The 26793-nt window shown below is 56.4% G+C and carries 25 protein-coding genes and 1 pseudogene; 12 read left to right on the forward strand and 14 right to left on the reverse strand.

From position 1 onward, the window contains the following. The first annotated feature begins 106 nt into the window (after positions 1-106). The 5 genes from ACIPO9_RS17500 (at position 107) to ACIPO9_RS17520 (ending at position 7885) form a co-directional block, all read left to right on the forward strand. Positions 107-727: a TetR/AcrR family transcriptional regulator gene (locus ACIPO9_RS17500; RefSeq protein WP_400782389.1), complete on the forward strand. Its 621-nt coding sequence runs from the start codon at positions 107-109 to the stop codon at positions 725-727. A gap of 687 nt (positions 728-1414) precedes the next feature. Beyond that, positions 1415-2650 carry an efflux RND transporter periplasmic adaptor subunit gene (locus tag ACIPO9_RS17505; RefSeq protein ID WP_400782391.1) on the forward strand — a complete coding sequence of 412 codons (1236 nt, stop codon included), beginning with the start codon at positions 1415-1417 and terminating at the stop codon, positions 2648-2650. Between the two features lie 8 nt (positions 2651-2658). Next, on the forward strand, positions 2659-5790 hold the full coding sequence (locus ACIPO9_RS17510; RefSeq protein WP_400782393.1) for an efflux RND transporter permease subunit: 3132 nt from the start codon (positions 2659-2661) through the stop codon (positions 5788-5790). A 44-nt stretch (positions 5791-5834) separates the two neighbouring features. Further along, positions 5835-7295: an efflux transporter outer membrane subunit gene (locus ACIPO9_RS17515; RefSeq protein ID WP_400782396.1), complete on the forward strand. Its 1461-nt coding sequence runs from the start codon at positions 5835-5837 to the stop codon at positions 7293-7295. 260 nt (positions 7296-7555) lie between these two features. Then, the gene (locus ACIPO9_RS17520) at positions 7556-7885 is read left to right on the forward strand and encodes a YciI family protein (protein ID WP_400782398.1); all 330 of its coding nucleotides are present in this window, start codon (positions 7556-7558) and stop codon (positions 7883-7885) included. Positions 7886-8654: 769 nt separating this feature from the next. On the opposite strand, the gene ACIPO9_RS17525 is transcribed toward ACIPO9_RS17520, so the two are convergent. Further along, complete coding sequence (locus ACIPO9_RS17525; RefSeq protein WP_400782400.1) at positions 8655-9539, reverse strand: LysR family transcriptional regulator; 885 nt, start codon at positions 9537-9539, stop codon at positions 8655-8657. An 80-nt stretch (positions 9540-9619) separates the two neighbouring features. Here ACIPO9_RS17525 and ACIPO9_RS17530 point away from each other — a divergent pair, with 80 nt between their 5' ends. The 3 genes from ACIPO9_RS17530 (at position 9620) to ACIPO9_RS17540 (ending at position 11970) form a co-directional block, all read left to right on the forward strand. Further along, the gene (locus ACIPO9_RS17530) at positions 9620-10330 is read left to right on the forward strand and encodes an SDR family NAD(P)-dependent oxidoreductase (protein ID WP_400782403.1); all 711 of its coding nucleotides are present in this window, start codon (positions 9620-9622) and stop codon (positions 10328-10330) included. A 59-nt stretch (positions 10331-10389) separates the two neighbouring features. Further along, a complete protein-coding gene (locus ACIPO9_RS17535) occupies positions 10390-10632 on the forward strand; it encodes a 4-oxalocrotonate tautomerase family protein (RefSeq protein WP_400782406.1) in 243 nt (80 codons plus the stop codon). A gap of 315 nt (positions 10633-10947) precedes the next feature. After that, positions 10948-11970: an ATP-binding protein gene (locus tag ACIPO9_RS17540; RefSeq protein WP_400782408.1), complete on the forward strand. Its 1023-nt coding sequence runs from the start codon at positions 10948-10950 to the stop codon at positions 11968-11970. Positions 11971-12030: 60 nt separating this feature from the next. Here ACIPO9_RS17540 and ACIPO9_RS17545 read toward each other — a convergent pair whose 3' ends face one another. Further along, positions 12031-13092 (reverse strand): AraC family transcriptional regulator, encoded by a 1062-nt coding sequence (locus ACIPO9_RS17545; protein WP_400782411.1) that lies wholly within the window; start codon positions 13090-13092, stop codon positions 12031-12033. Between ACIPO9_RS17545 and ACIPO9_RS17550 the strand changes: the two genes are divergently transcribed. Both ACIPO9_RS17550 and ACIPO9_RS17555 read left to right on the forward strand, forming a co-directional pair. Beyond that, a complete protein-coding gene (locus ACIPO9_RS17550; RefSeq protein ID WP_400782413.1) occupies positions 13055-14020 on the forward strand; it encodes an oxidoreductase in 966 nt (321 codons plus the stop codon). The two genes, ACIPO9_RS17545 and ACIPO9_RS17550, sit on opposite strands and share 38 nt — an antisense overlap. 207 nt (positions 14021-14227) lie before the next feature. Further along, the gene (locus ACIPO9_RS17555) at positions 14228-14464 is read left to right on the forward strand and encodes a hypothetical protein (protein ID WP_400782416.1); all 237 of its coding nucleotides are present in this window, start codon (positions 14228-14230) and stop codon (positions 14462-14464) included. A gap of 164 nt (positions 14465-14628) precedes the next feature. On the opposite strand, the gene ACIPO9_RS17560 is transcribed toward ACIPO9_RS17555, so the two are convergent. Continuing rightward, entirely contained in the window at positions 14629-14955 is a 327-nt protein-coding gene (locus ACIPO9_RS17560; RefSeq protein ID WP_400782498.1) for a hypothetical protein, read from the reverse strand. Between the two features lie 37 nt (positions 14956-14992). Then, positions 14993-15277 (reverse strand): annotated as a pseudogene (locus ACIPO9_RS17565) (SOS response-associated peptidase family protein); the annotation flags it as partial. Between ACIPO9_RS17565 and ACIPO9_RS17570 the strand changes: the two are divergent. Together ACIPO9_RS17570 and ACIPO9_RS17575 are read left to right on the forward strand one after the other, a co-directional pair. Continuing rightward, complete coding sequence (locus ACIPO9_RS17570; RefSeq protein ID WP_400782503.1) at positions 15206-15460, forward strand: hypothetical protein; 255 nt, start codon at positions 15206-15208, stop codon at positions 15458-15460. The pseudogene ACIPO9_RS17565 and the gene ACIPO9_RS17570 overlap by 72 nt on opposite strands. A 262-nt stretch (positions 15461-15722) precedes the next feature. Continuing rightward, positions 15723-18308 carry an EAL domain-containing protein gene (locus ACIPO9_RS17575; protein ID WP_400782419.1) on the forward strand — a complete coding sequence of 862 codons (2586 nt, stop codon included), beginning with the start codon at positions 15723-15725 and terminating at the stop codon, positions 18306-18308. Positions 18309-18469: 161 nt separating this feature from the next. Here the strand turns inward: ACIPO9_RS17575 and arsH are convergent, their stop codons facing one another. From arsH to ACIPO9_RS17625, 10 genes are all read right to left on the reverse strand, one after another. Continuing rightward, a complete protein-coding gene (arsH, locus tag ACIPO9_RS17580) occupies positions 18470-19204 on the reverse strand; it encodes an arsenical resistance protein ArsH (protein WP_400782422.1) in 735 nt (244 codons plus the stop codon). Next, positions 19204-19674, reverse strand: a complete 471-nt coding sequence (locus ACIPO9_RS17585; protein WP_400782425.1) for an arsenate reductase ArsC — start codon at positions 19672-19674, stop codon at positions 19204-19206. Before ACIPO9_RS17585 ends, arsH begins: the two co-directional genes overlap by 1 nt. 122 nt (positions 19675-19796) lie before the next feature. Beyond that, entirely contained in the window at positions 19797-20147 is a 351-nt protein-coding gene (locus ACIPO9_RS17590) for a metalloregulator ArsR/SmtB family transcription factor (protein WP_400782427.1), read from the reverse strand. A 170-nt stretch (positions 20148-20317) separates the two neighbouring features. Continuing rightward, on the reverse strand, positions 20318-21691 hold the full coding sequence (locus ACIPO9_RS17595) for an ATP-binding protein (protein WP_400782430.1): 1374 nt from the start codon (positions 21689-21691) through the stop codon (positions 20318-20320). Next, on the reverse strand, positions 21688-22350 hold the full coding sequence (locus tag ACIPO9_RS17600; RefSeq protein ID WP_400782433.1) for a response regulator: 663 nt from the start codon (positions 22348-22350) through the stop codon (positions 21688-21690). Before ACIPO9_RS17600 ends, ACIPO9_RS17595 begins: the two co-directional genes overlap by 4 nt. Before the next feature lie 10 nt (positions 22351-22360). Next, positions 22361-23002, reverse strand: a complete 642-nt coding sequence (locus tag ACIPO9_RS17605; RefSeq protein ID WP_400782435.1) for a hypothetical protein — start codon at positions 23000-23002, stop codon at positions 22361-22363. Then, positions 22999-23808, reverse strand: coding sequence for an SDR family oxidoreductase (locus ACIPO9_RS17610; protein ID WP_400782437.1), 810 nt, complete (start codon positions 23806-23808; stop codon positions 22999-23001). The genes ACIPO9_RS17605 and ACIPO9_RS17610 overlap by 4 nt, the downstream gene beginning before the upstream one ends. Beyond that, positions 23795-24484 carry a TenA family transcriptional regulator gene (locus tag ACIPO9_RS17615; RefSeq protein ID WP_400782439.1) on the reverse strand — a complete coding sequence of 230 codons (690 nt, stop codon included), beginning with the start codon at positions 24482-24484 and terminating at the stop codon, positions 23795-23797. The genes ACIPO9_RS17610 and ACIPO9_RS17615 overlap by 14 nt, the downstream gene beginning before the upstream one ends. After that, positions 24481-25962, reverse strand: coding sequence for an AMP-binding protein (locus ACIPO9_RS17620; RefSeq protein WP_400782441.1), 1482 nt, complete (start codon positions 25960-25962; stop codon positions 24481-24483). The genes ACIPO9_RS17615 and ACIPO9_RS17620 overlap by 4 nt, the downstream gene beginning before the upstream one ends. Further along, complete coding sequence (locus tag ACIPO9_RS17625; RefSeq protein WP_400782442.1) at positions 25952-26629, reverse strand: thermostable hemolysin; 678 nt, start codon at positions 26627-26629, stop codon at positions 25952-25954. Before ACIPO9_RS17625 ends, ACIPO9_RS17620 begins: the two co-directional genes overlap by 11 nt. Positions 26630-26793 lie beyond the last annotated feature (164 nt).

The raw sequence follows: 26793 nt of genomic DNA on the forward strand, positions 1-26793 counted from the left end.
CGTCGGCACACTGATCGACCGCCGGGGAGTAAAATTGCAAATTAGTTACCGATTGTCGAAATGGTAACCTTGCATGTCATTGCTCGACTAAATTGGAAAACCGTCCATGGAAGCAAAGCTGGTTGACGAAATGGCAGGACAACGTGGCCCGGCCGATCACGGAACGCGCGATAAAATATTGCGCGAGGCAAACCTGCATTTCTGTGAAAACGGTTATGGGGCAACCACTGTCGCCGAGCTTGCCCGCGCCATTGGCGTATCCAAAGCCTACATCTACAGATTCTTCGAATCGAAACAGGCCATTGGGATGGCTGTGTGTTCCCAGATCTTCCAGACCATCCTTGATCGCGCCGGGCATTCGATCGAGGTTGCTGAAAACCCAACAGCAAAACTGAGAAGTCTCTTTAAATCAATAAGTAACTCGTCATCCGAACTATTTTTCGATAATCGAGAGTTTTACGATATCTGCATCTTCGCCCATAACGAGCGGTGGCCAGTCTCCGTCACCTACCAGCAGAAAATTCAGGATCTTCTGAAAGACATTCTCCTGGAAGGTAGGAAGCAGGAAGCCTTTGAACGCAAAACCCCGCAGGATGAACTGTGCCGGTCGATAACCTTGGCTATGCAGCCTTTCACCAACCCTCTGATGCTCCAGTACAACCTGGAGGACCGAGTAGAGCGACTAACGGAGGCTACCAATCTGGTGCTGCGAAGCTTGGCGCCCTGATCATTTTTCAGATAGTAACCAATTGACAGATTGGTTACCAAGGCGCAGCGTATGACTTAAATTGGCATGGGAGCAACCCTCATGTTCATCAGGTCAGCGTCTGCGGTCTTTGGCATTCCCGTGTGCATCCTGCTCGCCGACCTCGTGCGCGGTTTCTCCGAACAACATTCCTATTGCGATGCTTTCCCTGTCCCATCTGCAACACCAGTAGCAGGTAGAGATCCCCGCTCGCCATTTGTGGTCTGTAGCGCTACCGCGGCGGCAATTTCGTTTCAGCCAAGTTTCCGCACATGCGGCAACCTTCTTCTTTGGAATGAACGCCTGGACGCTGCGCGCTTTCCGCTTACGCGCCGTCACCAACCGCGTGCGCCAGCCGACACTATTCCACGGCTTACTAAACCTCCTTGACGGCTGATCGCTGGGCCTGCGCTTCGTTTGCGATCGTCCTCGATAGCAAGCCGACTCACCTTGAGCGCCATGACTTGCTTGCGAGAGATCAGCGTGACCTAAAACACGTCCGTTCTTTTGATTGCGACCGACATCTTTACAGGATTAATGGTGATGGATATCATCATTAGGCCGTTTGAGTAGCTCGCATTTCACCCGGCGTTATCAGGATTTAGGTAATGCAGGGGCAGCTTGCCTGAGCCCCTGAATCTTTTCTGGGCTCAAGCAAGGGGATATCCCGTGGATACAAAACAGTTGGAATCGCAGATGAGGGCTACCGCAGGCCGGCTACTCGGCAAGCAGAGACTCTACAAAACGGTCAGCGGCGGTCTGCTCTCGGCCGCCGTTTGTGCTGGTCTGTTTGTAGGGTTGAATGAGGATCAGGCTTCAGCAGCAGACGCAGGGCCGCCAGCAGCAGAAGTTGTCGTCAGCAAACCTATGGTGCAGAACCTTGATCGACGCCTGAGCTTTCTTGGCCAGTATTCAGCTGTCGACAAAGTCGAGTTGAGAGCCCAGGTGGGCGGCACGCTTACCGGTATTCATTTCAAGGATGGCCAAGTCGTGCAGAAGGGGGCCTTGCTGTTCTCAATCGATCCAGTGCCGTACGAGATTCGGCTGGCGCAGGCCAAGGCTCAGCTGCAACGTGCTACGGCGCGAATTGCATACGCCAAAAGCGAGTATCACCGCGCCGATGAGTTGGCTCGCAACGATGCGGGTTCTGTTCAAAGCCTTGAGCAGCGCAAAGCCGAATGGCAAGAGGCGGAAGCCGCGATCGCTGATGCCAATGCGCAGATCAGAGATGCTCAGTTCGATCTGGATCATTGCCAAGTCTACGCACCTTTCGCTGGGCGTATGGGCAACCACCAGGTATCGATCGGCAACTTGATCGCTGGCAGCCGCGCTGCTGGTGCGCCGACCACACTGTTGGCCACCGTTGTTTCGCTCGATCCGATCTATCTCGACTTCGATATGAGCGAATCGGACTACCAAAAATACAAAGGTTTCAAGGCGAGCAGTAAAGGCGATAGCGCCGACAAGGTTCAGATTGCCACGGGTGGCGGTCACGACTACTCCGGCGATGGCTCACTCGACTTTATCGACAACGCCCTGAACCGATCCAGCGGAACTATCCACGCTCGCGCCACGGTTAAAAACCCTGACCGCAAGCTCACGCCCGGTGAGTTCGCGAGAGTCCGGGTAGTCGCAGTGGCTGCGGCTCCTACATTGCTGCTTCCTGACACTGCGGTGCTTCCAGACCAATCTCACTTTGTCGTGATGACCGTCAACAAAGACGGCTTGGTCACGCCAAAGGGCGTGGAAGTCGGCGACATGCGTCTTGGGTTGCGCGTTATCAAGTCCGGCCTGACAGCTGATGATCGAGTCATCATCGGTGGGCTGCCGTTCGCGGCGCCAGGTGCAACGGTGAATGCCAAGGATGGTGAAATCAAAGCTGATAGCGATCAGGCGAAGGAATAGGCCCCATCATGCGTATAGCCCATTTTTTTATTGATCGTCCGCGATTCGCGGTAGTGGTGAGCTGTTTTCTCACCCTGATCGGCCTCGGTGCCATGTTCGTTCTGCCGGTCGCGCAGTATCCAGAGATTGTGCCGCCGACTGTACAGGTCGTGACGTCATACCCCGGAGCTTCCGCCGAAACCATTGCTCGCACGGTGGCGACGCCGCTTGAACAGCAAATTAACGGTGTGGAGAACATGATCTACATGAGCAGCCAGTCCACTGGGGACGGGAAGCTCACAATCACGGTAACCTTCCGAATTGGTACCGATCTGAACGTCGCGCAGAACCTGACTCAGAACCGGGTTCAGAACGCTATTCCACGACTGCCAGAGGATGTTCAACGTCTGGGTGTTCAGGTCAGGAAAGCAACTCCGAGCATTCTTCTGGCTGTCCATCTCTACTCCGATGACAGTACGAAGGACACGCTGTACCTCTCCAACTACGCCACCTTGCACATCAAGGATGTGCTTGCACGTATCCCCGGTGTCGGGGACGTTCAGTTCCAGGGTGGTCGCGAGTACGCGATGCGGATCTGGCTCGATCCTGACAAGGTTTCCGCTTACAACCTGAGCGCCAGTGAAGTGCTGTCGGTGCTGCGTGCACAGAACCTTCAGGTGTCGGCGGGCGTCTTGAACCAGCCGCCTATCAAGAGCTCTGCTGCCTATCAGATCAATATCGAGGCTTTGGGCCGGCTGACCACGCCGGAGCAGTTTTCCGAGATTGTGGTCAAGAGTGATCCCGACGGCCGCGTGACCCGCATCGCCGATATCGGCCGCGTTGAGGTAGGGGCCGTGGATTATGGCTCGACCGCCTTCATGGACACCAAAGATTCAGCCTCTCTGCTGATCTATGCGCAACCTGGGGCAAACTCGCTGGACGTTGATCATGACGTACTGGCGACAATGGAGGAGTTGCAAAAAGACTTCCCTGCGGGCGTCTCTTACAAAATCATCTACGACCCGACGATCTTCATCGGGAAGTCGGTGCATGAGGTCATTCAGACAATTCTGGAGGCCGTCGCACTGGTGGTCCTCGTAGTATTCCTGTTCCTTCAGAACTGGCGCGCCACAATCATCCCGGTTGTAGCAATTCCAATTTCCTTGCTGGGCTCGTTTACCGTTCTCTATCTGCTGGGTATCTCGCTGAACAATTTGTCATTGTTCGGTTTGGTGCTGGCGGTGGGGATCGTGGTCGATGACGCGATCGTGGTTGTCGAGAACGTGGAGCGAAATATCCACAATGGCATGTCTCCCACGGACGCCGCTCACCGCACCATGGACGAAGTCGGTGGAGCGCTGTTGTCCATTGCGTTGACGCTGTGTGCGGTCTTTGGTCCGGCAGCGTTTTTGAGCGGGATCTCTGGGCTCTTCTTCAAACAGTTCGCAGTGACCATCGCGGCCTCAACGATCATTTCCTGCGTGGTCTCGTTGACCTTGAGTCCTGCACTGTGTGCCGTGCTGTTCAAGCATAAGGCGCACGACAACGGGCACCACGGCATCCTTCGTCGAGGGCTCGATGCCACGTTTGGACGATTCAACCGCGGTTTTGACAAGCTCTCACACGGCTACGGCGATCTGACCCGTCGGTTGGCACGCTTTCTGGGTCTCGTCCTGGCGGTCTACGTGGGATTAATCCTGCTTACTGGATTTGAGTTTCACCGCACACCTACGGGCTTCATTCCCGAGCAGGATCAAGGCTACCTGATCACCATTGTTCAGTTGCCGCCCGGCTCGTCGCTGGATCGCACTGAGCAAGTTGTTCGGCAGGTCATCGATATCGCGCTGGCCACGCCTGGAATCGAACACGTTGCACCGTTCGTGGGACTGGACGCAACGTCCTCAACCGTAGCCTCCAACGCAGGTACCGTGTTTACAGGCCTGCCATCCCTCTACAACCACGAGATGCCGGGTGTTACCGCACAATCGGTACTGGCTGACCTACGACAGCGTTTGTCGGTCATCAAGGAGGCCTATGTACTGACCATTCCGCCGCCACCAGTGCAGGGCTTGGGCAGCTCAGGCGGTTTCAAACTGATGCTGGAAGACCGCGCAGGCCTGGGGTCGAAGGCCCTGGCTGACGCCGCGAACAAGCTAGTTGCCGCTGCGAGGCAAGACCCTAACTTTGTGGGGATGTTTACGCTCTTCAATGCCGGCTCACCGTCTATTTTCACCGACATTGATCGCGTGAAAGCAGAAAAGGTTGGCCTCAAGCCAGCGGACATCTTTTCAACGTTGCAGGTGTACCTCGGCTCCCAGTACATCAACGACTTCAACTATCTAGGCCGGACGTATCAAGTGATCGCGCAGGCGGATGCTAATTTCCGGGCCACACCAGAAGACATCACACGCCTGAAGGTTAGAAACGCGGCGGGAGAAATGGTGCCTATCGGCTCGGTTGCCAGTGTCGAAACCAACACCATTCCTTACCGAGTGCCTCGCTACAACCTCTACCCGGCAGCGGAGGTATTGGGCGCTGCTGCTCCAGGTGTCGCCACCGGCACGGCGCTGAAAGCGATGGAAGAGTTGGCGCAGAAGACACTGCCCAAAGGCATTGGCTTCGAATGGACTGAGCTTGCGTTTCAGCAGCAACAGAAAGGCACACCTACGCTGCTGGTCTTCGCCGCTGCTGCATTGTTCTGTTTCCTGGTACTTGTCGCGCAGTACGAGAGTTGGAGACTGCCACTAGCGATCATCATGATCGTACCGATGTGCATCCTGGCCGCCATCTCGGGGTTGATTTTCCGAGGCATGCCGATCGATATCCTGGCCCAGATCGGATTCATTGTGCTGATCGGGCTCGCGGCGAAAAACGCGATTCTGATCGTAGAGTTTGCCAAGCAGAATCAGGATGAAGGTGCCAGCGCGGTGGATGCTGCAGTGCACGCTGCAAAGACTCGACTGCGTCCGATCCTGATGACTTCGCTGGCATTCATCCTCGGTGTAGCACCACTGACCCTGGCAACTGGCGCTGGAGCAGAGATGCGCCAGTCCTTGGGCACGACGGTGTTTTTCGGGATGTTGGGTGTGACCTGTTTTGGTCTGCTGTTCACCCCCGCGTTCTACATCTTCATTCGTAAATATTTCCATGGGAGGCGTTGATGCTAGGTAAATCTCTTTTCAACCCTCTGATGGAGGAGACCAGAATGAAGACAAGAACAGGTGTGTTTGCTTGGGCGCTCCTGGCGGGTTTCGGCCTGTCGGGATGCATGGTCGGTCCCGACTACAAACAGCCGGAGGTGACGCTCTCTCCGTTTCACAACCAGCTTGCAAAGGCTAATCAAAGCCAAAGCAATTCGGCAGAGCTGTCCACGTGGTGGAAGAATTTCAACGATCCCGTTTTAGTCGATATCGTCAATCGCGTAACGGCGCAAAACCTTGACCTAGCCGCGTCAATCGCACGCGTCGAGCAGGCGAGGGCGGTAGCTAACGCTGCTGGTGCTGATCTTTACCCTACCGTGGATTTCGATGGCTCCGCATCCAAGCAGCGTCAGAGTCTGCAGAGCCCGCTCGGATCACTGGGGAGAAATCTTCCGGGCTACAAGCGCAATCAGAAAGAGCTGACTGCGGGTTTGACGGCGAGCTGGGAGGTTGACCTGGCCGGCGGTCTGCGGCGTGGGTCGGCCGCTGCCCGGGCGGATTATGAAGCGGCTGAAGCATCGCACCTTGGAACGCGGGTCACCGTGGTCGCGGAAGCGGCCGATGCCTATATGCAGATTCGCGGGTACCAGGCACGTCTCGCCGTCGCGGCAGACCAGATCAGCACCGACGAGCGACTTCTGAAATTGGTGAACTTCCGGCGCAGCGTTGGGGATGTCACTGGCCGTGACGTTGCCCAGGCCGAAGCACTACTCAGTCAGGCTCGCTCGACAGTACCCACGCTGCGCATTGGGCTGGAGGCTCAGTTGAACCGTCTGGACGTTCTCATGGGCAGCCAACCCGGGAGTTCGGCGCAGCAATTGTCCAAAAACTCCACGATTCCAGACTCCCCATCTGTGAAAGATAGCCTTGCACCTGCAGATGTCCTGCGCCGACGCCCGGACATCATTGCAGCCGAACGCAAACTCGCGGCTTCCAATGAGCGAATCGGTGCAGCGATCTCGGATTACTACCCAAAGGTCTCGCTTTCAGGAGCGTTGGGATTCGACAGCATCAGCGGCAACCGGATGTTTACCTCGCGGTCTTTTCAGCCTTCGATCACTGGGCTGGTGCGCTGGCGCCTGTTCGACTTCGGCAAAATCGACGCGGAAGTTGCACAGGCCAAAGGTGAAAACGCAGAGGCTCTGGCTCTGTACCGTCAATCAGTACTCAAAGCCGCCGAGGATGTAGAAAACTCTCTGGTTTCGCTTTCTCAGACCCAAGAGCGTCAGGATGAGCTCGCGCAAGAGGTCGCCGCACTAACTCGCGCACGGGATCTCTCGGAACGAGCTTACAAAGCTGGGGCCACACCGCTGACTGATGTTCTGGATGCCAACAAAGAGCTTCTCGTCGCCCGGGATGGCTTGAACAGTACTCAGGCTGATTCGGCTCGTGCCGCCGTCAGCCTTTTCCGTGCCATGGGCGGAGGATGGGACAGTCCTGCTCCGACGCAAACCTCGCAACGTTGAGCGTCTGAAAGGGAGAGTCAAACCCCAGGTTTGAAGCTCCCTTTTTCAGGGCGAAAAGGCCGGCAACGCAGTGCTAGATTATTTATGATGCAATCGCTCCAATAATCCTTGACTCGCGCGTGATCGTTGATTAAAGTCTTTTCAGGAGCAATCGCTCCATAAATGATTTTCAATGAATCGTTGGTGCCAGGAATCGCTGCACGGCCTCTGCCGCAAAAAGATCTCTTGGCGCTCCCAAATACTTTTATCGGAGTTGAATCATGGTTGACGAAAACGGCCCACACTACTTTGTAGCTTTCCAGACCCCAGGTCCTAAATGGGTTCCAGGCGTGAAGTACAACGAACAGCCTGAGTTCATGGTGCACGTGCAGTACATGATCGAAATGCATGAAAAGGGTCAGACCGTTCTCAGCGGTCCGTTCATGGAAAAAGCGGGTGGCCTCAACGGCGTACTGGCAGACGGCGGCATGACTATTTTCAAGGCGGCAGACCTTGAAGAGGCCATCAAGATCGCAAACGATGACCCAACCGTTCAGTCTGGTTTCCTGAACGTCGAAGTCAAAATGATGTGGGTACCGTTTCACGATTAATACTTCTGCACATGCAGGCTCTACTGTCGGCAGAGCTTTCACTGCTGATTAGCGCAGAGTTGTAACTTAGGCACCGATCTTGAGTAAAGAGAGGTGCCTTTTCGTTTCAGGCTGGCGGATGAATCCGCACACTTGCTTTTATCTATGATGTGTCTGCATTCGTTTTACAGTCGATTCTCTATTTCGACCGTTAGCTGAGCGACTATTTCTGGGCTGATAGCTGCTGCTCACCCCCACAACCTTGCTATGGGGAAGGCTTAGCCAAAGAATGGTTTTGAAGCGAGAGACCGTTTCTATAAAGAGCTGGTGTCACGGACGGTTCAGGCATTCCAGTCTCTGATTAAGACCGGGGTGCTGAATAAAATGAAAGATTAGCCATTACTTCCGCGTTTCTCAAACGATTACAATAGCTATCTTCTCTTCAGTGATGGTTTTCCAAGTCGTAATCACGCCCTTGAAGAGCACGATGTCAACATTTGTCGGCCCAGTCTTAAGGACGTTTCCCACACACGATCTATAAAGGTCATGGAGTGTGTTTGTTTGCATCAAAGTGGCAATTAAATAAGGTAGTCGCTCGCTTTTAATCCGGATCCAGAGATGGACAAATTCCAAGCGATGCAGGCTTTTGTCCGGGTCGTCGAAACCGGATCGTTCACCAAATCATTTGAGACGCCCTGGCAGTGCTTGGCAGGTTATTAGGCCTTGCGCCAGCAGCGGGTAATATTTAGCGTTCCTAACAACTCACAACAGCTTCGTCCTCTGCTGATATTCACACAAACAAATCACGCTCCTGTTCGAACATATCCGCCACTGAGTCTGCGACTACTCGGATTGACGCATTTTTCCGATCGCGACTTCGGGTAAGCAGGTAGACATCTCTACTCGAAGGAAGCGCGCCGAGATCGCAGATCTGCAGTGCCGGATCACTCCTGCCAATGTAGTGCGGAATCAAAGCCAGTCCGATGCCGGAGCGTGCAGCCAAGGATTGCAAAAACTGATCCTTGGCACGAAATGCCATGCGCGCGCGTGGGAAGTGCTTCGTCATCCATGCCGCTTGCGTCAGGTAGGCATCGGCCTCGTTGAAACCGATGAACACAAGATCGCCTCCGGCCTCAGCTGTGCGACAGGCTTCGTCAGTGCCGTAGAAACCGTAGCCAATGGTGGTCAATGGCCGCGCAATGATGTCGCCGTCTTTAGGGACATCCACGCGAATCGCGATGTCGGCCTCGTGCCGTTCCAGGCTCACCGATCGGAGGGCTGGTGCAAGGTCGATGTTCAATCGGGGGTAACGGGCCGCCAATACCGGAAGGCGGGTGATCAGAAAGCCGTTGGAGAGGCCGGGGGAGGAGCTGATCCGGATGAGGCCCGAGGGCGTTCCATCGTGCTTGCCATTGGTGAGCGCTTCGGCTGCGTCTTCCATTTCGCTGGCCGCCTGCAACGCGTGGGTGCCTGCCATCGTCAGGACATATCCGTCTGGGCGTCGCTCGACGAGTTTTTCTCCAAGGCTGTCCTCAAGAGAGTGGATGCGCCGGGCGATCGTTGCGTGGCTGACTGACAGCATCCGCGCAGCTGCGGAAAGGCTGCCATGCCGAGCGAGGGCCAGGAAGACGCTGACATCTTGCCAATCGAAGGCTGTTCGTTTTTGATCAGTCATTGATCGAAGATAGGGAATTTTTGAACAGCTGACAACGCTTTATCTTCTGCTCAACCAACGAGCATTCGAGGAGTCAAGCCATGTCAGATTTCAAAAAAGTAGCCATCGTCACCGGCGCCTCACAGGGGATGGGCGAAGCGATTGTGCAGGCATACCGTGGGAGAGGTTACGGAGTCGTCGCAACGTCCCGCAAAATCCATCCATCCCATGACGCAGGTCTGGTCACAGTCGCGGGAGATATTGGTGATCCGGAAACGAGCAAGCGCCTGGTAGGGGCGGCCATGGAGAGATTTGGCCGCATCGATACGCTTGTGAACAACGCCGGCATCTTCATTGGAAAGGCATTTACAGACTACACAGAGGAAGATTACCGCCTGAAACTGAAGACCAACCTGGACGGCTTCTATTTCGCGACCCAAGCGGTCATTCCGGTGATGCTGAAACAAGGCACTGGCCACGTCGTGCAAATCACGGCTTCTACAGCCGAGTTCGCAAGCTCACTGTCCCCTGCCTTCATTGCCATGTTGACCAAAGGCGGCATGAACTCTGCCACTAGAAGCCTGGCCATCGAGTACGCCACTAAAGGGATCCGGGTCAATGCCGTTGCCCCCGGCGTTATTCGGACGCCGATGCACGACCCTGCAATTGTCGAGCAACTGGCAGCATTCCATCCCATGAGAAAGCTGGGCGAGGTTGAGGACATCGTCCGTGCCGTTCTCTATCTGGAAGATGCCGCCTTCTCGACCGGTGAAATCCTTCACGTTGATGGTGGCCTCATCGCCGGTCGTTGATCGTAGATCGTTAGCGGAGAGCGGGAACAACGCTCTTCGCATCATTTCGGAGAACGCTTATGCCCATCGTCAACATCCTGGTTACCCGTGAAGGCACCGCGCCGGGTGCAGATCGAACCACCGCAGATCAGAAAGCAGCAGTCTACGAAGGCATTGCCAATTTGCTGTTCAAGGTCATGGGCAAACCCCGTGAAGATACGACCGTGATTTTCCATGAGCACGAGATTGAGGACATAAGCCAAGGTGGTGTGCCGTTGGAGATTTATCGTCAGCGGCGCAAGAAGGGAACTGGGGGCGATTGACGATAGTCTTTGACGGAGGGCTAAATCGCGGGATGGGTGGGGTTGAAGATGACAGGCTGTGGCGTTGCGAGCGCTGTGGTGCGGGGGAGGTGCGAAACAGTATGGAACGCGGGTTGGCGAATCCCCTCAAAGGATCGGAAACAGGTACGCGCATTACAAATACAGTACCCAAGGAATCGCAACCCTAGCTTGTGAGCCCGAAACCTCCTGAGTAACCGTTGATGACGACATCCTGGCATTTCCAATCAGGCTGTGCGGCCTGCAGAAACCTAATCCCTTTCCGTAGCTTCTGGCCAGCCCAGGAGTTGGTCGAAGATGAATTTAAACTTCCACACCAGTCTCACTCAGGTGTTGCTAATCGAAGATCGAACTCAGGCGTCGTATGCGACGCGGCGAGTCCGGATTGCGGCTGAGCGGATTGGATTTGATGCCAATGACACCTGCCGCGTGGAGCTCTGTGTTGATGAGCTCGCGAAGACTATCCTCACTGGCAAAATGGGTGGTGAACTGCACATCCGTATTCTGCCAGGGGGAGACCCCGGCATCGAAATCGTCGCACTTTATCTCTCCTCAGCTTCAGAACTACAACCCCCTATACCCGATGGTTTTAGCACACGTCTTGAGGGGGAGGTGGCACATTCGATCCAGCACAACACTGAAGTACTCGACACTTATTCCGACCATCGTGGCACCGTGATTCTGACGCGTTTCTACCCTCGTTCCGCGATTGTGAGAGATGTGCGCTTGGGGATCAGTCAGCATGCGCTGCGTGACGATCCGGCATGTGGAGACGTATGGGAGATAGCGATACAAGGCAAACGGGTGAGTATGCTGATGATTGACGGTCTAGGGCATGGGCCGGACGCCGAATCTGCGGCGATGGCCGGAGCAAGAGAATTCAATCGAGACCCCTTTGCCGAGCCAGTTTTGCTTCTCGAGGAGATTCACCAAGAGATGCATGGTACTCGCGGTGGGGTTGTGGCGATCGCCCAATTTGATGCTGCGCAGGACAGGTTGCGCTTCTTGGGGATCGGTGACATCGGGGCGATATTGATCGGTCAAGAGAAGTCGAGGGGGTTGGTGTCGTACCCTGGGATCGTTGGACACCGTCACCGGAAGGGCGTTGTCGCGAACATAGTTGGTTGCGCAGGACAGTTACTGATTTTATTCAGTGATGGTTTGAAATCACGTTGGGATCTGCATGACTATCCAGGGCTTTTGCATCGTCATCCGGCGGTGATCGCTGCCGTTTTGAACCGGGACTATAGGCGGGGCACTGATGATGTAACTGTCATGGTGATGACGCTCGAAGCGGTGGAGTGTGTATCAAGCATCTAAGCAAATTTTATACGGAGTTGCTGGCGGAACTGCCTATCAGAAATGAAATACCGTGTGCGATTACGGCGATTGAAGGTATTCACGTACCGCCTCTCGCCGATACTGCCCAGGCGTTTTTCCGTGAACCCGGCGAAAGGCGACTCCAAAAGCAGCGTCTGACAGATAACCCAAGGAGGCTGCCACGGTTGCCACACTTTCGCGGCTCGCATACAACCTGGAGGCGGCAACTTGCATGCGCCAACGAGTCGCGTACTCGACAGGAGAATGTCCTACCCGATGCTTGAACAGTGCTGCGAAGCTGGATCGCGACATACAAGCGATCTCCGCCATCTGCGCCAATGTCCAGGATTTCTCCGGGGCACCATGAATGGCGCGCATCACGTTCGCGATAGCAGGGTCGCGCAGGCCTCCCAGCCAGGCAAGGTCGGCGACATCGGCTGTGCTGATGTGATGGCGCAACCCGTGGAGGAAAATCAGACGAAGCAGGTCGTTGCACATGGCGTTGGCGCCTGGTTGAGCTGACTGCCATTCCCTGTCCAGTTCATCCAGCAACCAGGCAAACGACGAGGCGGCACCCGATGCTGCACTGATGATGATCGCAGGCGGCAGCAGCGACAGAAGCTGGCCGGCGCCGGCATTGATCAGGCTCACACTGCCACCCAGTAACTCCACATCGTCACCGGCCCCCAGGGTGGCGAGTGTGCTGAACTGCGCGAAGGCATCGGACGCGTTGACCGCATCGCCTTCCGGATCGCTCGCCAGGATAAACGGGGTGCGGGAAATCACGAAGCAGTCGCCCGCCCGCAAGTGACGCGGCTGGCTGCCTTCGATGCGCAGCCAGCACTGACCACGTCGCACGACGTTGAATTTGAGTTCAATCGGTCGAAAACGCAGGGCCCATTGCCCACCTGCCTGCAGGCGCACGGAGCATGCGGCGCGAAGCCCTGCCAGCGCGAGTACGTCGGATAAGGGATCTGAAACGGGATTTTGGATGATCAAGACAGAAACCTGGATTATCTGAACTGTTTCGTCCAGACATCTTAAAGAACAATGGGCGCTCACGCCATCTAACTGGGAGCCCATCATGACAACGCCGCAGGAACCTATTTTTTCAACTTTCACCGCTGCCACTACTGCGACTGAAGTCATGGCCGGGGTGGATCTAGCTGGGCATCTGGCCGTTGTCACCGGTGGATATTCCGGCTTAGGGCTGGTCACCGCTAAAAGCCTGGCCCGTGCAGGTGCTCAGGTCATCGTTCCGGCCAGAGACCCTGATCGTGCGCGCAAGGCCCTGGCGGGCGAAGAGGGTATCTCTGTCCACCCGATGGATCTGATCGATCCCGACTCCATTCAAGCTTTCGCCGCTCAATTCGTTCGGCGCGGACAACCGCTTTCGTTGTTGATCAATTGTGCGGGCGTCATGGCCTCGCCTTTGGCACGAGATCTCGATGGTCACGAAAGTCAGTTCGCGATCAATCATCTGGGGCACTTTCGTCTGGTGTGTGGGTTGTGGCCAGCACTTGTAGCAGCTGGCACTGCCCGGGTGGTCTCGGTGTCATCGCGAGGTCATCAGATAGCAGGTGTCGACTTTGATGACATCGACTTCATTAGTCGTCCGTATGATAAGTGGGCGGCGTATGGTCAGTCGAAAACAGCCAACGCGCTGTTCGCAATGGGTCTCGACCAGCGCGGTTCTAGCCTCGGCGTACGCGCGTTTTCACTTCACCCCGGTCAGATCCTAACTGACTTGGGACGTCACCTGACCAGCGCCGAGATCAATGCGTTTGACGTCTTTGATGAGAGCGGCCAGCAAAAAATCGCACCAGAGCTCGGCCTCAAAAATCTAGATCAGGGCGCGGCAACGGGACTGTGGTGCGCGACCAGTTCGGCATTGGAAGGTAAGGGCGGTGTCTATTGCGAAGACTGTGATATCGCGCCGATCAACAACCTCGAGATAGGTCGCAAGGGAGTGGCGCGATGGGCGGCCAATCCCGAGTTTGCAGAGCAGCTCTGGCTCATTTCCGAGGCGTGGACGGGAGTTTCCCTGTGAACCAGAACAGTTTCATGCATTGGGCTGGAAGTCTTTCCACGACTAACTAGAAATTGAAAAACCGTAGGGCAATGTCCCGTAGTAACCACCCAACCCCCCAACGTCTAAACAGATTGAACCGCCTACGCAAGCGCTCGCCTAATAGTTAGCTTGTGGATATCTCTGCAGGCCACCTGCCAATCTAGGCAAATTCCGAGAGGTGTTGACGTGGCTAAAGACGACAAGAAAAGCAAAGGTGATGCTTCGAAGGCTAGCAAGGAATTGAAGGATAAAAAGGCATCACCGGCTAAGAAATCAGCTGCGGCATCCGCGCTTTCCAAGTCTTCCGAAAAGAAAGATAAGAAGGCCACTGAGCCGAAAAAGTCAGCAAAAAAAGCTGATAGCAAGCCGGACAAGGCTAAGAAATCTGAGAAAGGTGATAAGCCTGCCAAAAAGAAAAAGTGACGACAATGATCTGCTAGGGCTTCATGCCCTAGCTTTATCAAGCATCGTCAGCGCCCGGGCCTATCGATATCCGTAATCCCCTTGAGTTTTCTGAGCACTTTGGTCTTGTATCAACAATCGTTGTTGCTGAGCGGATAGTAGTGACAGCGCTTGACCCAGAGTCGTTATCTTTCAGCCGGTGGTTTTAGCTGATGATACCAATCCGAATACGGCGTGTTGTCCACCATGTGTTTATTCAGATCCGGTGCCCCGTCATCCCACCAAACCGGCCCTCGTTCTCCCAGAGCCACCTTGGCAGCCCGAACAGCTGCGCGAGCAGACTTCATCTCGCTAGCAAAACCTGAAGCCTTAGCGGCCTTCACAGCTCGCCTGGCCTCCATCAGTTCATTCACTAATCGCTGTCTCTCATCTTCATCGAGCGCCGGATTCGAACAACGCCACAGCCGTCCTTTGACAACGAAATAGCGACCGTCTGGGGTGGTTGGATTCATCATCTGACCTCCTAAGATACGACTGAACTCAGGTGCCTTAGTCGTCGACATCCGAGGGCCCAGACAGGGGGGTAATCAAATGCGGCCCTTGATTCCGCACATTCCCCACATCCTTGCCCACCTTGTACCAATGAAACTGCTCAGTGGGCCGACAATGCTCAATGGCGATCTCAGCCGCACGCTCGGGTGACGTCTCAGGGTCTACCCACTCCCTCGCATGCTCAGGCGCAAGCACCAATGGCTTGCGATCATGGATATCGGTTATGTGCTGGTCGCTCGCCGCCGTGATGATGGCGCACTCATCGCGGTCATCTGGCTCCACGGCCTGCTACACCTCAGCCAAAACCGCAGCGGCATCTACTCCTTTAGCTGTTTTGTCTCAGGATCAGTGTTCAATGAGCTCTCAGTTGAGCTTGCCTTCAGCGCGTTCAGCTCTGCAGTCAGGGCATCATTCATTGCTACCATCGAAGTTTGGTGGGCCGCTGTCGCGGACGGCTGTCGTTAACCGAGCCTACGCGTGACCGCTTCGTCTCGGCCCTGTCGGGCTTCCATCCTCCCACCTTCGGCCAAGACCTGCGCGCTCCGCTTGCATTCCACAATATCCCCGTTTCGCCTGTTGGGCGTTGGCACGGCTATTCCAACCCAAAGTCCCCAGCTGGATCTATCTATCGATAGCTGAGGACTCTCCATTCTATCCGCTCAACCTCGTCTCGGTTTGGCCGATAGCCTGTTACCAATCTCTCCGTAAATAATTAGCGATGTCCCCCATGCCTGAACACTTACCTTCCGTCGTCGGCTCTGGTCATAGACGCTCAAGCGTGAAGATCATTCGCACGTCACTGTTCAAGTTCGTGGGCTTGCTGACGGGGGTATTTTTTCTTGCCGGTTATTTGATCCTTTATTTGGCTCACGACCTGGATCGCAACGAGGAAACCGAGAGCGCGTTTTATACCAATAAAGCCGTGCGGGCTTTAGAAAAGTCTATAAGCGCCACGGTCAAGGATTACGCATTCTGGGGCGATGCCTATAAGCACTTACATGTGAAGGTAGACACCGATTGGGCCTACGTTCGGCAGAACGTCGGGCCAACGCTTTATAGCGATTTTGGCTTCAAAGGTATATTTGTCGTCAACAGCGCCAATCAGACGGTGTATTCGGTAGTCGAAGGTCAGTTGCAGCGGGTAGATGCTTCCAGCTGGCTCAAGCAGGCTCTGCCGGATGTGTTGACCAAGGCTCGATCCGGGGCCGATGCAGAAACACCTATCACCCACTTCGTAAATATCGGTGGGCGACCGGCGCTGGTCGGGGCTGCGGCGATTACCCCCGGTACAGACCCTACAGTGTCGCCGGACGACGGACTTCCCTCGGTCTTGATCTTCGTTGACATCCTCGACAACTTTAGGCTTGAGACACTTGGCAAAGATTATGGAGTCGATGCGTTACGCATCGCCACCGCCGCCGAACTTAATGGAGGTTCAGTCTTCGCCTTGGGTGAGAACGGTGTGGCCGGGAGCTTGCACTGGGAGCCACCGAAACCGGGCGAGCGCCTTCTTGGCTTGGGCTTGCCCTTGATCGGTTTCGCCGCACTACTGGTGTGTCTAATGGCCTGGGCGATATTGCGTCGCACGACCGCAAGTGCTCAGGCACTTGATGCTAGTTACGACTCCCTGCAGCTCAGCCAGACAGCGCTGGCCATCAGCGAGGCGCGCTTTCGGGACGTGGCCGAGGCGAGTTCCGATTGGATCTGGGAAATCGATAGCCAAGGGCGTTTTACCTACCTGTCTGAGCGATTTGAACGCGTTACGGGGCTGGCCAGACATGAATGGATCGGCGTGCGTATGGATCTGCTGCTATGCACCGAATTGGGAACAGTGAGCCAGTGGCTGAGTATTCCCAATCGTCGTCCGGATGTCAGTGTCCAGTGCCGATATGTCGACCCCAAAGGCCATCAACATGTTACACGTCTGTCCGCCAGAGCCATGGCTGATCAGGGCTTCAGGGGTACTGCGACAGACGTTACTGAGGAGGTCGAGTCGCGGCGACGGATTGAGTTTCTTTCCCAGCATGATTCTCTTACTGGCTTGCCGAACCGCACCCGGCTCAGGGAGTTTCTTGATGGCAAACTCAAGACGCAACCTACATCCGAGCGACCGCTGGTCATGCTTAGCCTCGACCTCGATCGATTCAAACCAGTCAATGATCTGTTGGGCCATGCTGCCGGTGATGCGGTATTGAACGAGATCTCCAGTCGTCTCGCCGATCGCGTTCGACATGGGGATCTGGTAGCGCGTATCGGTGGTGATGAGTTCGTCCTGATTCTGACTGACCTAAAAGGACAGGCCGAAGTAGAAATGCTTTGCCAGCGCCTTATCGAGTCGATTGAAAGGCCCATTCAGATCGGCGAGCAGGAGGTGTTCGTCAGTGCGAGCATCGGTATTGCGATGGCGCCAGCAGATGCCACCGAAGCCACTGAATTGCTTCGCTACGCAGATATTGCGCTGTATGAGGCCAAGTCGGGAGGGCGCAACACTTGGCGATTCTATGCGGGTGACATGAACTCGAAGATTGTGGAGCGCCGCCGCTTGGAGAGTGATCTGCGTTTTGCGATCAAGCATGGCGAACTCCGTTTGCATTTCCAGCCACGCTTTCGTATCACAGACGGCAAAATGGTGGGTGCTGAAGCGCTGGTACGCTGGCAGCACCCGGAGCGGGGGTTGATTTCCCCTGACACCTTCATTCCGATTGCCGAGGAGACGGGTCTGATCTTGGCGTTGAGCAATTGGGTCATGGAAACCGCTTTGCGGTACGCCGCCAGTTGGCCTGATCATCTGTTTGTATCCGTGAACCTTTCGCCATCCGAGTTCAAACGCGGCAATCTGGTTGAGCGCGTGCAGCGTGCGTTGCTCCAGTCGGGAGTTGAGCCCAGCAGGGTTGAGCTCGAGATTACAGAAAGTGTCATGCTGGACGATGCGCCAGGGGCTCTGGAGATCATGCGAACGCTGAAACGCCTGGGGATCCGCATCGCCATGGATGATTTTGGTACCGGATATTCATCACTGAGCTACCTACGAACGTTTCCGTTCGACGGACTGAAGATTGACCGCAGCTTTCTCAATCGGCTGGGAGCTAACGACGATGATCGATCGGTTATCGAAGCAATCATTGGCTTAGGTCACGCGCTATCGCTAACGGTAACCGCTGAGGGAATCGAATCACAGGAACATCTGGAGTTTTTGAAGTCTGCGCTCTGTGATGAAGGCCAGGGTTACTTCCTTAGCCGCCCTTTGGATATAGATGGGTTCTGCGCTCTGCTTCGCGTGACTGTGAGTGCCGTCACGCCCGGCATCTCTTGAATGAAAGATCCACATGGGCCAGCCTGCAGCGGTGACCGCCTTTGCTATATGCATGGCTTATCTATGTCCGCTTTTTCGCCGGAAGCGGACGCCCGGTTCATCTTGCCTGAGCACTTGAAATACTCGCTGCTCAGGTAGGAGCCGGTCTCGCGAGAGCAGGCTCAGATTGAGCGCTGATTCATCCGTGCCGATAGGGCCTCGGCGCTCTCTTTCCGTTCAGAATAGCGGTCAACCAGATAGTCCTCACGGCCACGAACCAGCAGCGTGAACTTGACCAGTTCTTCCATCACATCGACTACACGGTCGTAGTACGGCGAAGGCCTCATTCGGTCTGCGTCATCAAATTCCAGATAGGCTTTGGGCACCGATGACTGGTTCGGGATGGTCAGCATGCGCATCCATCGACCCAGAACACGCATCTGGTTCACGGCGTTGAAGGACTGCGAACCGCCGCACACCTGCATCATCGCGAGCGTTTTGCCTTGGGTAGGCCGCACGGCGCCCATGGTTAACGGAATCCAGTCGATCTGTGCTTTGAACACTGCAGACATCGCGCCATGGCGTTCCGGGGAACACCACACCTGACCCTCTGACCACAGCACCAGATCGCGTAGTTCCTTCACCTTAGGGTGATCGACCGGCGCGTCATCCGGCAACGGCAGCCCGGACGGATCGAAGATCACCGTCTCGGCACCCATGTGTTGGAGCAGGCGTGCTGCCTCCAGCGTCAGCAGTCTGCTGAACGACCGCTCTCTGGTTGATCCATAGAGCAGAAGGATACGTGGCTTGACGTTCGCAGCATCTGCCAGGCCCAGCTTATCGGTGCTGGGGAGATCCATCAGCGACAGATCAAGGGCTGGAAAGGTGTCGGCATAGTCCGTATCAAATTCGCTCATCACAGTTCTCCGATTCGTTCCAGGGCTTGCTTCAGATCAGCACTTTGAAGCGTTTTCAGATCCAGGGTGAAGAACGCGGCAAATCGCCTCTTGATGTGTTCAACCGTCGCATCGAATGCGGCCTGAATATCCTCATCAGTGCCGTCTGCCTCGGACGGGTCGGACAGGCCCCAGTGGCTTTCGATGGCCGGGCCGAAATATACCGGGCAAGGTTCGCCGCTTGCCTTGTCGCACACGGTGATGACGACATCGGGTGGTGTGTCTGCGAAGGCTTCCGAGCCTTTGCTGTACAGGCTGGACGTGTCGATTCCCAATCCTTGCAGAGTGCTCACCGCACGCGGATTGAGTTTGCCGCTGGGGAAGCTGCCCGAACTGATGGCAGTGACCCCGTCCGGGGCCAGATGATTGAACAACCCCTCTGACAGGACGCTGCGGCAGCTATTGGCCGTACACATGAACAGGATCTTCATAAGCTAACTCCTACGCGCTGATGCTCAAGCGCACGGCAAGTGCTGCCAGTGTTGTAAGTAGAATGGGAAAGGTGAGTACGCAGCCGACTTGGAAGTAGTAACCCTCAGCTCTCCAGAAACACTCAGCAGCAGGAAACCTGGCGTACCGGGCGACCTTCCATGGAAGCCAGGCGACCCTGGTCATCACCTAGCCACGAACGGTTAGCATCAAGCGTCGTTTGCAGTACGTCTACTGCCCACTGAGGAAGTTCTGGATGAAGGCGGTAATAAATCCACTGCCCCTGACGGCGATCCTCCAGCAGCCCGCAGGTACGCAACTGTGCAAGGTGTCGGGAGACTTTTGGTTGGGGATCGTCGAGCGCCCAGATCAGCTCGCAGACACATAGCTCGCCCTCGGCAGCGAGCATAAGCATGATCCGGGCACGGGTTTCGTCACCGAGACACTTGAAGAAGGCGTGGGGTTGAATCAACATCGCTAACCTGAATATTCGTTTATGCATATATACGAATTTACAGATGTATTTTGTCCTTGGGAAGATCTGTTTCGGTTTTAGTCATTCAAGTGGCGGGGCGAGTGTCCGCATTCGACTGCCCATAGCGGACAACGACTTTTGCAAACGTCATGATTCTCTATCTCACTAAACTATTGAGAGGCAACAGCAATCGCGAGACTGGCAATCAGCCCTGTAGGTACTCTGTTTTCCAGTCGAACCGCGCCGCCGAGGCGCATCGCGACTGTCTGCACGATTGCCAGACCTAGCCCGACACCCTGGTCATTGCCTTTGCTGTAGAAACGCTCGAAGAGACGTTCACGATCAGAATCACTGATGCCGGGCCCCTGATCCGCAACACTCAACTCATAGCCGTCATGTTTTAAGACCAAGGTGACGTTGATTTGCCCGTTTGCTGGCGAGAAATTCACCGCATTCGTAATTAGATTCTGTAGAGCGATGTCGATGGCCGCGAAGTCAGTGTTCAGCAGATGCGCCTGTTCGTAGCACTCAAAGGAAAGCTCAAGACCTCGGCTCAGCACCCAGGGTGTCATCTGCGCAAGGCTTTCGCGTATCGCAGCGACAATGTCTCCCTGCTGGGTTTTGACCGGGCCAGTGCCCGGTTCCAGCCGGGCGATCGTCAGCAGCTGATTAACCAACCGTGTTGTACGGTCGACTCCAACGACAAGGTAGTCCAGCGACTCCCGCCGTTGCTCATCGTTTTGTGCCTCCAGCACGTTTTGGGCGTGTACTCGGAGCACCGCAAGCGGCGTGCGCATCTCGTGAGCAGCATCGGCGATAAAGCGCCGCTCACGGCTCAGCACTTCCTGAATCTGCCCCAGCAGTCGGTTCAGGGCTGCCTGCATCGGTTCGAGTTCGCTGGGCAATGGCGCCAGTTGCAGAGGCTCCAGTGAGCCAGGGTGCCGACCACGTAATGTAGCGGCCAGATCAGCCAACGGTTTTAAGCCCCAGCCAATGGCCAGCCAGATGGCGGCCATCAACAACAGGCTGCCGATAAGATTGGGTAGTACGGTATGGCGCACGATGCGATTGACCAGATCGGAGCGCACGTCATCGCGCTCGCCCACCCAGATCAGCAGGTTATGCGTCTCGTCCTTGAGCACAAAGGTGCGCCACTGATGTTTTCCCAGATCATTGATATCGCTGAACCCGGTGTAGGTCGGCGCCCGAGTCAAGCTTGGCGCGCTAGGAGTATGCACCAGCAGGTTGCCTTGAAGATCCCACACCTGAAAGGCGATCTTGCTCTCGTAAGGGTGACCATCGACCTTGGGGTCTGCCTGCCCCAGCGCCTGATTGAAGGCCTGATACAGCTGGGCGTGCTCTTGGCGCGCCAACGGCATGCGCATCACGCCTTGGAGTAACCGGGCATTGGTGGCGAGTTGCGCGTCGTAGACTTCGGCGATCTCATGATTGCTGTCATGGATATTGGCCAGCGTCAGGATCGTCAGACCGATTAGGACTAGGCCAATGATGAGCGTCAGGGTACGACGGCGTATCGAGGTCAAAGACGATCCTCCACCAGATAGCCCACTCCTCTGATCGTGCGAATCAGCTCACTGGAAAACTTCTTGCGCAGGTGGTGGATATGCACCTCCAGGGTGTTGCTGTCGGCTTCTTCGTTCCAGCCGTAGAGCAGCTGAGTCAGGCGTTCGCGAGTCATTACCCGGCCTGGGGGAGACAGCAGCTCATGCAGCAACTGGTACTCTTTAGGGGTCAAGGAAACGGGCGTCGCGTGATAGCTGACTTGTTGCGTGGCGGGATCGAGCCGGACGCCTGCATGCTCGATCGCCACCTGTGCGCGCCCTGCGCTGCGCCTCAGCAAGGCGCGCAGCCGCGCTTTGAGTTCATTGAGGTCAAAGGGTTTGATCAGGTAGTCGTCAGCGCCGGCATCCAGGCCGGCAATGCGATCTTCGGTGGCATCGCGCGCGGTGAGAATCAAGACGGGCAGGGCAGAACCGCTTTCGCGAAGGCGACGCAGCACTGACAGGCCGTCCAGCCTGGGCAGCCCCAAGTCGAGTATCGCCAGATCGAACCCTTCACTGAGCAGCGCATGCAGTGCGCTGTTGCCATCCTTCACCCAATCGACCGTGTAACCCTCTCGGCTCAATGCCTGGTGAATCCCTTCGCCCAGCGCAACATCATCTTCGATCAACAGCAAGCGCATGCAAGCTCCGTCATTTCAGCTTCTTGTTAACGTCGACCAGCAGCAGCTGGATATCCTTGCGTCGGCCACTATCGGCCAACTCCCGACCGGGGCGCGGTGCGGCTTGCAGGGCTTTTTCCAGCGCTGCTTTGGCTTGAGCATAGTGCCCCTGGCGAAAAAGATGATCGTCCCAGAAGTACAGCGGGTCGATGCCGTGGGGATTGATTTTCAACGCCTGCTCCAACAGACCTTGAGCCTTGTCTGCGTCGCCAAAGCCGATGGGCCAGCCGGGCACTCGATCATACAGCGCAGCCAGACTCGCATAGGCCGAGCCTTGCAGGGCGGCAGGATCGAGCGAGAGCGCCTTTTCCAGGTCAGCCTTGGCCTGCTTGACCTTGCTCAACGCGCCGAGCCCGCCTTGCGCACCGGCCCAACTGCTGGTGACGATGCCTGACCAGATCCAGGCTTCGGCAGCAGTGGGTCGCTCCTGCTTGAACTGAGTTGAGTGGGACGCGAGTTTTTCGAACGCGGCGACACGCTGGTCTTCAGGCAACTGATACTGAATGTGTGCCCATTCCTGTTGAATGGCTGCCAGGCGTTGTTGGTCAGGGGCATCCATGGCCCAGACGGGTGTAATGAACAACGAGAGCAGGGTGATCAGCAGGGCTTTCATGGTTTAGGTTTCTCCTCAAAAGGGGTGTTGCTTAATCGACGAATCAGCGGCAGGTGCTTGCGCAGGGAGCGATCAACCACGGCGGGCAGCAAACCATTGAGGCGCACGAAAAATCGCTCCGGCCAACCGAGGTAGAGTTCGCGCTGATTGCCGACGATGGCGCTGACCACGGCAGCGGCAACGGTCTGAGGGTCGTCCTCATTGCTCTTGAGAGCCGTATTCAAAGCGCGTGCCGCTGGGCCGTTCATCGAGGTACGGGTCGCCCGTGGGGCCACGTACAGCACGCCGACTCGCGTATCCGCTAACTCCCGACGCAAGGCTTCGGAGAACCCGCGCAGGGCAAACTTGCTGGCGCAGTAAGTGGCGTAGCCGGCGTAACCGATCGACCCGAAGGTCGAGCCGACGTTGACGATCATCGCGCGTTTGACACTGCGCAGCATGGGTAGCATCAGGCCTGTAAGCAGGATCGGCGCATGCAGATTGATGTTGAGCATCGCGTCGATCTCACGGCTTGGCAGTTGCTCCAGCATCGCGAAGTGATTGAGCCCCGCCGCATTGATCAGCAGGTTGATGCCCTCCATGGCCTGGGCTGTCATCAGCACATGCTGACGACCTTCGGGAGTGGTCAGGTCAGCTTTGACCCAGTGCAGCAAGTGGGGGTACTGCATCTGCAACCCGATCAGGGGTTCCTGATGCCTGGATACCGCCAGCACCTCTGCACCGTGGCTGCATAAGGCTTCGGCGATGGCCATGCCGATTCCGCCGCTGGCTCCGGTCAAGACGACACGGGCTTCAGACAGACGCATGAGCGGATTCCTTCTCAGATTCGGCGAGCGCGGCAGGCAATTGCCGGAACATGTCTGTGTACAGCGCATACACCATCTTCGAGGCCCGAATCACCGCTGCCTGATCCTGCGGGTCATCGATACGATCCATCAGTTTTCGGTAGGTTTCCATGTGCCCGACGTCAAGGCTGCCGTGGGAACTGAGGTAACTGAATGCAGTGGCAGGCAAGCCAAGGCGTTGTTGAATGCTACCCGCTGCATGAGTTGCCAGGGCGATGCTGGTGCCTTCCAGGACATTCACCATGCCGAACAGACCGACGGGATTGCCCCGGGCAATCAGGTCATAGAGGTAGGCGACCATCAACTCGATGGGCTGGCCCGGCGTGCCGTCACGTACCGCGTCAGCGTCAGCACCGCAGGCGCGCAGGTCGTTGAGAATCCACTGCTCGTGCCCGTATTCATCCTCGATGTACTCGCACACTGCACCCCGCAGCCACTCCAGCCGTGAGGGCAGGCGCGCGCCACAGGCCATCATCAACGGCACGGTATGGCGTACGTGGTAATAGGCCTGGGTCAGGAAGGCGGTATAACTCTCCAGCGTCACCTGACCAAATAGCGCGTGGTGAATAATCGGCAGGTTGAACAGCGTTTCGCGCTCGGTGCGCGTGGCGTTTTGCAGCGTCTCGAAAAAACTCATGATGGATGATCCTCGGCTCGTGCAGGCTCGATAAAAAGATGTCGGTAGTACGCCAGAATGGCTTCCCGCTTGGGCCGGCCATTGGTCGTCGCCATGCCGTTACCCGTGCTGAATGGCTGCTCCAACCGCGTCCAGCCATGTACACGGGCGTAGTCGGGCAGCGCCTGATTAGCCTGAGCAACAGCATCGGCGATTTGCAGGTCAGTGGTTTCAGGGCGCAGCGGCCAGATCAGCGCATGGTTGTGGGCCATCGCTTCGCCGTAGACGAATGCCTGGCCGATGCGACCGCGTTGAGTCAGTTCTGCTTCCACCCACTCGGGGTTGACGTTGCGTCCATAACTGGTGACGAACTGATGCTTCTTGCGTCCACGCAGATAGAGATAACCGTTGGCATCGAACTCACCCAGATCACCGCTCGGCCACCATTCAGGCACAGGGTGGGTGTCGCCGAGATAGCCCAGCATTCCAGATCCAGCAATCAAGACTTCACCGTCGTCAGCCAGACGTATCTGCACGTGCGGCAATGGTTGGCCGACGCTGCCGGGGTGATGCGCGCCAGGGCGATTTAGTGCCGCAACCGAGGCGCATTCGGATAGTCCGTAGCCCTCATAAACAGGTACGCCAGCCAGTTCGGCCCGCAGCAACAACTCGTGGCTGACCTTGGCGCCTCCGACAGCAACGAAGCGCAACTCACCGCTGTCGAATGCGCCGATCTCACAGGCCGTGACCAACAGCAACAGCAGTTGCGGCACCAGAATCATGCTGTGCGGATGGCGAAGCTTGAGCGTAGACAGAAGCCTCGGCAGATCCACGCCGCTTGCACCCCGCATGCCCAAGGTGCGTTGGCTGGGCAGACTGATCATGGCGCCGGCGTACAGCGCCGCATAGCAGCCGATGTTTTCCAGCAAAATGGCCAATGGCAATAATGAGAGATGGTGACGAGGGTGTTGCGACTCGCTGGCGTGATGCAGTTCGCGGGCAACGGATAGCACGCTGTCGGCGCTCAGGCATACGCCCTTTGGCGTGCCGGTGGTGCCTGAGGTGAAAGTCAGCTTCGCGGTGCCCGCTGGAAGCGGCGAGGACTCAGCCGCAGGCCTGATCCAGAAGCCATCGCGGGATTGAAAACCCGCTTGCTCGATTTCATCTTCATGGTCGACGCTGCCAATGACCAGATCGGCCTGACTTTGTTCAAGGCAGTGAAGGCGCTGAGCGGCGGTGAAAAAAGGCGGCAGCGTTAGGCAGGCAAGTTCCTCGAACAGAATCGCTAGATCCCAGATCATCAGCTCAGGCCCGTTCTCCAGCGATACAGCTACCACCTTGGCATTCATGTCGCGCAATATCTGCTGGCGCAGCCGAATCTCAGCTTCCAGTTCGGCGTAGTCGAGCTTGAGTTCGTCGCCCCACAGGGCATAGGCGTATGGCTGACTGGTCGCCAGCTCTGCGATCCGCTGGCGAAAATTATTCAATTCAGGCGACATGGCAACTGCGCTCCAAGGTCAGTGGCAATCCAAATCGCTTGAACACCCCGCTGTGGCTCAAATGCAAAAAGCCTGAACGTATGTCCCCAACATGCACGCTGGGCTGAGTGTCGTAATAATTGCCCCAGGCGTGGCGATCATCTCCCAGCCGCATCGGGTCGGCAGCGCACAACGTGACAGGGCGCAGACCCAAGCGATTAAAGCTGTTGACCAACCCGGCATTGCCCGTGAACGCCACCCATTCCAAGCCCCCCATCGCAAGTAACCAAGTCACCGTGATGATGCTCAGCCTGGCACTGCCCAAAGTGCTTGCGGCCAGGTTGCCGACCTCGACAATACCTTGGCGATCGACCGGTCGTGCCGCGAGGGTCTCGATAGCACGCTCGACCGGCTCGTCCAGATAGTGCTCCAGAAACAACGCGCCTGAGGTCGCGGTGCGTATCCCCGCGACTGCACACAAGCTACCCGCGCCATCGTTCAGGCCGAATAACTCAGGCATGAACTGACGAATTTCGGCGTTATGGGCTTTGCGAAAGCGCTGCTGGATAAAGGCTTCGAAACCTTCGCGCAGCGGCTCTTGTGCCAGAGCGCGATGGAGTGAGAGGGCGGGTGCTTCAGGGGTTCCGAAGCTCAGCGGTAGACAAACATTCCAGTCCAGACCCTGCATGGGTGAGGCTCCTCCCCAGTGGTGAATGGAGGGGAGTATCAGCGTCGATTCTTAACGAAGTCTGAAGGTGAGAAAATGGGAGCACGCAACCTTCTTCAGATTTCCTTAAGACAGCTACGGCACAGTCCGCTCGCCTCCACGGCCTGTTCATCCACTTCTTGAAA

Origin of the sequence: Pseudomonas sp. NPDC090203, from assembly GCF_044746765.1 — a bacterium.
Classification (GTDB): domain Bacteria; phylum Pseudomonadota; class Gammaproteobacteria; order Pseudomonadales; family Pseudomonadaceae; genus Aquipseudomonas; species Aquipseudomonas putida_AD.